Annotated in this window: 5 protein-coding genes and 1 pseudogene; all 6 read left to right on the forward strand. The window is 63.3% G+C overall.

Annotated elements, in window-relative coordinates; translation table 11 throughout:
* The 6 genes and pseudogenes from FJ222_11865 (at position 1) to FJ222_11890 (ending at position 5,148) form a co-directional block, all read left to right on the forward strand.
* Complete coding sequence (locus FJ222_11865; protein MBM4165118.1) at positions 1-459, forward strand: hypothetical protein; 459 nt, start codon at positions 1-3, stop codon at positions 457-459.
* Positions 460-472: 13 nt separating this feature from the next.
* Positions 473-1,861: an RIP metalloprotease RseP gene (gene rseP, locus FJ222_11870; GenBank protein ID MBM4165119.1), complete on the forward strand. Its 1,389-nt coding sequence runs from the start codon at positions 473-475 to the stop codon at positions 1,859-1,861.
* A 52-nt stretch (positions 1,862-1,913) separates the two neighbouring features.
* The gene (locus tag FJ222_11875) at positions 1,914-3,047 is read left to right on the forward strand and encodes a formylglycine-generating enzyme family protein (protein MBM4165120.1); all 1,134 of its coding nucleotides are present in this window, start codon (positions 1,914-1,916) and stop codon (positions 3,045-3,047) included.
* Positions 3,048-3,250: 203 nt separating this feature from the next.
* Positions 3,251-3,895 carry a heme-binding protein gene (locus FJ222_11880; GenBank protein MBM4165121.1) on the forward strand — a complete coding sequence of 215 codons (645 nt, stop codon included), beginning with the start codon at positions 3,251-3,253 and terminating at the stop codon, positions 3,893-3,895.
* A gap of 238 nt (positions 3,896-4,133) precedes the next feature.
* On the forward strand, positions 4,134-4,559 hold the full coding sequence (locus tag FJ222_11885; GenBank protein MBM4165122.1) for a hypothetical protein: 426 nt from the start codon (positions 4,134-4,136) through the stop codon (positions 4,557-4,559).
* Positions 4,560-4,683: 124 nt separating this feature from the next.
* Positions 4,684-5,148, forward strand: a pseudogene (locus FJ222_11890) (hypothetical protein).
* Positions 5,149-5,307: the final 159 nt, after the last annotated feature.

Below are 5,307 nucleotides of genomic sequence, written 5' to 3' on the forward strand. Positions count from 1 at the left end.
GTGCTCGTGCATCCGCAGAGCATCGTCCATTCGCTGGTGGAGTTCGCCGACCGCTCGGTGCTGGCGCAGTTGTCGCCGCCCGACATGCGCTTTGCCATCCAGTACGCGCTCACCTGGCCCGACCGGGCCGCAGCCGGTCTGCCCGAGCTGGATCTGACGGCGCTGGGGGGGCTGACCTTCCAGACCCCGGACGAGCGGCGGTTTCGTTGTCTGGCGCTGGCGCGCCAGGCGGCGCTGCGCGGCGGCACCTGCCCCGCAGTCCTGAACGGCGCCAACGAAGTGGCGGTGGCGGCCTTCTTGGAGGGGCGTATCCCCTTCAGCGACATCGCCGGGACGGTCGACGCGGTTCTGGAACGGCATGACGCCGCCCCCGACGACACGCTGGATGCGGTGCTCGCCGCCGACGCCTGGGCGCGCCGGGAGTCCGCAGAGGTGATTGCGACAATGACCGAACAGTGAAACGGATACACTCATGGACACTTTTTTGACGGTGACGCAAGGCGTCTGGGCGGGGGTGATCGTGGCACTCCTCTTTGGGCTGGCGATCTTCATCCACGAATTCGGCCATTTCTTGTCGGCCAAGCTGCTGGGCTTCCGTGTGGATGCCTTTGCGATCGGGTTTGGCCCGGCGATGTGGAGACGCCGGGTCGGGGAGACCGACTACCGAATCAACGTTATTCCGTTCGGCGGGTACGTGGCGTTGCCGCAGCTCGATCCGTCGGGCATGGAGGCGATACAGGGGGGCGAAGGGTCGGCGTCGGAACAGCTTCCCGATGTGTCGCCGTGGAAGCGGATTGTCGTGTCGGTCGCCGGGCCGGCGGGCAACGTGCTGCTGGCGGTGGTGCTTGCGTGGGTGATCTGGTTGGCGCCGGGATCGGTGACGGGCGTGGTCAGTACCCGGATCGGCACGGTCGATCCGGAAACGCCCGCCTGGGTGGCGGGACTGCGGTCGGGCGATGTGATCGAACGGGTCGGCGGGCAGCGCGTGACGACCTGGAACGACTTTATGGTCGAGTGCCACCTCGTGGGCAATCTGGAGCGCGGCGTCGAGCTGACGGTTCGCGCCGCCGAAGGCGCGGTGCGGAACGTCAGCGTCGCGGTGACCAATCTGACGCCCGATGTCCGTGGGATTGCCGGGGTGTACTGGGACGGCAAATGCCAGATCCAGGAGGTGCTGGCCGACAGCCCCGCGCAGGCGGCGGGGCTGCTCGTCAAGGATGTGGTGACGACCCTGGATGGGAACCCGGTGCACAACAGCTCGGATTTCGTCGCGCGGATGGGTGTCGCCGGGGCGCGGCCGGTGCTTTTGGGGGTGATGCGCCGCGGACGGGAGCTGACGCTCACGGTCACGCCCGCGCTGGACGCGGCGGGCATGAGCCGGATCGGCGTCAGTGTGGATAACGCCGCCGAGGCGGCGATGTGGATGCAATACCGCGCGCCGTGGCGGCAGATCCGCAGCGACGCGATGCAGGTGATCCGCGTCCTGAAGGCGCTGATCGTGCCCAAGGTCAGCGGCGAACGGAAACGGGTGGCGGGCGCGATCGGCGGACCGGTGATCATCATGGCCATGATGTGGCGGGTCGTACAGGAGAGCGTGCTCAGCAGCATGGGCTTCCTGCGCATGATCTGCATCAACCTCGCGATCATCAACCTGCTGCCGCTGCCGGTCCTGGACGGCGGCCATATCGTCTTTTCGCTCTGGGAGATGATCACCCGGCGCAAGCCCCACCCGCGGGTGATCAGCGTGCTGGTCACCGGTTTTGCCGTGCTGCTGATCGGGCTGATGGTGCTGCTGGTGTTCAAGGACGTCCTGCATCTCCGCCGCAATGCGCGGCAGGAGCGCGCGGCGCAGCAGCCCTGAGCCCGCCTCATAGCCCTTCCAGACGCCTCTGAAGGGATGAACGGGGGAAGCCATGACGACAACAAAGGGTCGGCGCCTGCTGTGGCTCGCCGCGCTGTTCGTGTGCGCGACGTTCGTCGGTGCGCGGACTGCGGAAGGCTCTCTGTTTTTCCGCCTCGTCTCGCCGACGAACACGGCGATCACGGCCTTCTCGCTGGACGGAACGATCACGTGGACCAACGCCGCGACGGCAGGGGTGACCTGCAGCGTGCAGCGGGCCGTGACACTCACGGGGCCCGGAAACTGGGTCGATTTCGTCCGGCACGAGGCGACCAACACCGCTGTTTCCCTTCGCGTGTTTGACCCCGCAACGCCTGCGGGCATGGCGTTCATTCCCGCCGGCGTGTTCGAGATGGGTGACGCGCTCGCGGAAGGGGAAACCGATGAAGTGCCGGTCCACACCGTCTATACGGACGCGCTCTACATGGACCAAGCCGAGGTCTCCAAGGCGCTGTGGCTGGAGGTGCGCGATTGGTCCAAGACAAACGATTACGACCTCTATCTCTCGCAAGGAGACGGCAGAGCAGACAACCAGCCGGTTCACACGGTCACCTGGTATGAGGCGGTCGCGTGGTGCAACGCGCGGAGTGAACGGGAGGGCCTCACTCCGTGCTACTACACCTCTGGCGGCGCCGTGTTTCGCGTGACCTTGTCTGCGTCGTATGCCGCGTGCGACTGGTCTGCGAACGGGTATCGGCTGCCGACCGAAGCAGAGTGGGAGCGGGCGGCGCGGGGAGGCCCTGCAGGCATGCGGTTTCCCTGGGGCGAGACGATCAGTCACGATCAGGCGAATTATGTCGCGTCATCATCCATTGACGTTTATGACATCAACGGATATGACGGCTATTTCACAAACGGAATTCCACCCTACACAACACCGATCAGGTGGTTTGCAGCCAGTGGGTATGACGTGCACGACATGATCGGAAATGTCTGGGAGTGGTGCTGGGACTATTACGACGTCTATTCGCCCGACTACGCATCCAATCCGGTCGGCCCGCCATCCAGTTGGGACGGGCGTGTGCTCCGCGGCGGCTCGTGGGAGGACTCGGCCTGGGGTGTCCGGGTCGCACGACGACAGTATTTGAATCCGGAAGAAACCTTCGGCGTCATCGGCTTCCGCACCGTCCGGAGGATTCCGGAGTAGGCGACGCGTGATCCCCGCCAGAATAGAAAAACGGCGAATACGGGCACCTGTCCAGGATCTGCTGAAGGTGCCGGGGCTTGGGCCGGCGCAATTGGTGCAACTGATCCTGCTGGATCATGTTATAGTTGGCGAGTCCGAACGCTACAGCGATTCCGATGCCAGACGACTCGAAGAGTTTAGGGGCGAGTGAAAAGGGAGCAAGAATGAAGAAACGGATCACGATACAGATCGGTGCCTGGCTTCTTGCGGGGCTGGCGCTGGGAATAGGAATAGAGGGATGTGTGACGGGGAGTGTCAAAGAAGCCGCCTACACGGTGGAACGGGCAGACGGGGACTTTGAGGTGCGTCGGTATGCGCCCCAGGTGGTTGCCGAAACGGTCGTCGGCGGGACGCTGGAGGAAGCCGGCAATCAGGCGTTCCGGCCCCTGTTCAATTACATCTCGGGGGCGAATCGATCAAAGGGAAAGATCGCCATGACCGCGCCCGTCGCACAGCAGCGCGAGGGGGAGAAAATAGCCATGACGACACCGGTGGGACAGGAGGCTGTGAGCAACCAGTGGGCCATCACGTTCATGATGCCGGCCCGCTACACGCTGGAAACGTTGCCGGAACCCACGGACGAGAAGGTGCGTCTGCGCGCCGTTCCGGCCCGTCGCATGGCCGCCGTGCAGTACTCGGGCACCTGGAGCGGGCGGCGGTACGAGCGGAACCTCGCCCGGCTGCGGGAGTGGATGAAGGCGCAGGATTTGACCGCTGACGGCGAGCCGGTTTGGGCTAGGTACGACGCGCCTTTTACGCCGTGGTTTTTGCGCCGGAATGAAGTCCTCGTGCCGCTCCCCAGCCGATAAGGCTCTCACAGAAGATTCGCCCGCTGCTTCTGCCGCTCCCCGAGGCGGAGCGGAAGGCTATTGGTTTCTGCGTCAAAGAGCGCCGCGCACAGTACCGGTCGGCGAAGGCCGGGCGCGGACGGGGAGCGGGGTTTTGAGCAAGGCATCTTTACAGACTTAGACTTGCGAAGTGACGGTAGGGAGTATATGCTGCGGGCGTCATGTCGCCGACCCTTTCATGGGCGGAGGAACGCCATTGATGGAGGCGAACCGGGTGGGCTGTGACGTGACCGGGTTTGACATCAATCCCATGGCCTATTGGATCGTGCGTCAGGAAATCGAGCACTTGGATCTGCGTAAGTACCGCGAGGCAGCAGATCGCCTGCGTGCCGATCTGGAAGCGCAGGTCGGCCATCTGTACCGCACAAAGTGCCTCCTCTGCGGCCGGCCCGACGCCCCCGTGAAGTACTTCCTGTGGGTCAAGACCTCCCCATGTCCGGGGTGCGGTACGCATGTGCGGCTCTTTCCGGGGTATTTGGTTGCGGAGAATCGGAGACACCCCAGGAATGTCTTCTTCTGCCCGCACTGCGACCATCATGAAGGAGATGGGGGGCGTTTCCGCTACACTCGATCAACTGCAGGGCGAACTTGCCAAGTACCCGAAATTCCAACCCTGTGTCCGTGAGGAGGTTAGCACCTATGCCGCAGAGAACGATTCTGTCGTCTTTTGAAGCCACTTTCGAAGATATCCAAGCCAACGCGGATGCCTATTTGATGCCGTGTTTGAGAGTCTCGGCTCGAGCTTTCTCGTGCTTCCGCGTGGTCCCGGCTTTATCGACTACGCGACATTCGAGCGTGGTTACGAGGCGTTAAAACTGGCGACCAATGGGTTTGTGCACATCGACGTTGAGCACGTCTTCCCTGCAACGGTGGCGCGCCCGATATCGCTCGTCGTCCTCCGATCCATCCTAGGGTTCACACCGCCAGAGTGGGCTTACGTTACCGCGCAGCGCACCGGTGTCAAGATTGATCAGGGCGTTGTCCGAACACTGGATCGAAGCGTACGACTTGCGCCCGAAAAACCGCTCGTAATGAAGGGCGGGGTCGTCGAGAGGCTGCGAGCCTTGGTTGAGAGCGCCTGCGCCTTGCTCAACGAAGGATTGCCGGATGTCGGGGCCGATCGGATCCATCGGCTCGACAAAGCTGACACAGCTGGTGGGCGAGACGCCATCCGCCGTCTTTCGGCCATGGGTGTGCCCTATGCAATGCTTCTGTATGAGCGGTTTCTTGGGAGACCGTTTGCAGGTCACAGGGACTCGGTTAGTGAGATTGTCGGCGACGTGGTCGAATCCACGTGCTGGGGGACAGGAATATAATGGCAAAACAGGCGGGTCTGTGTCAAAATGCATCATTTCCTGCACCCGAAGAAGGCG

It is taken from the genome of Lentisphaerota bacterium, from assembly GCA_016873675.1.
Taxonomy (GTDB): Bacteria; Verrucomicrobiota; Kiritimatiellia; order RFP12; family JAAYNR01; genus VGWG01.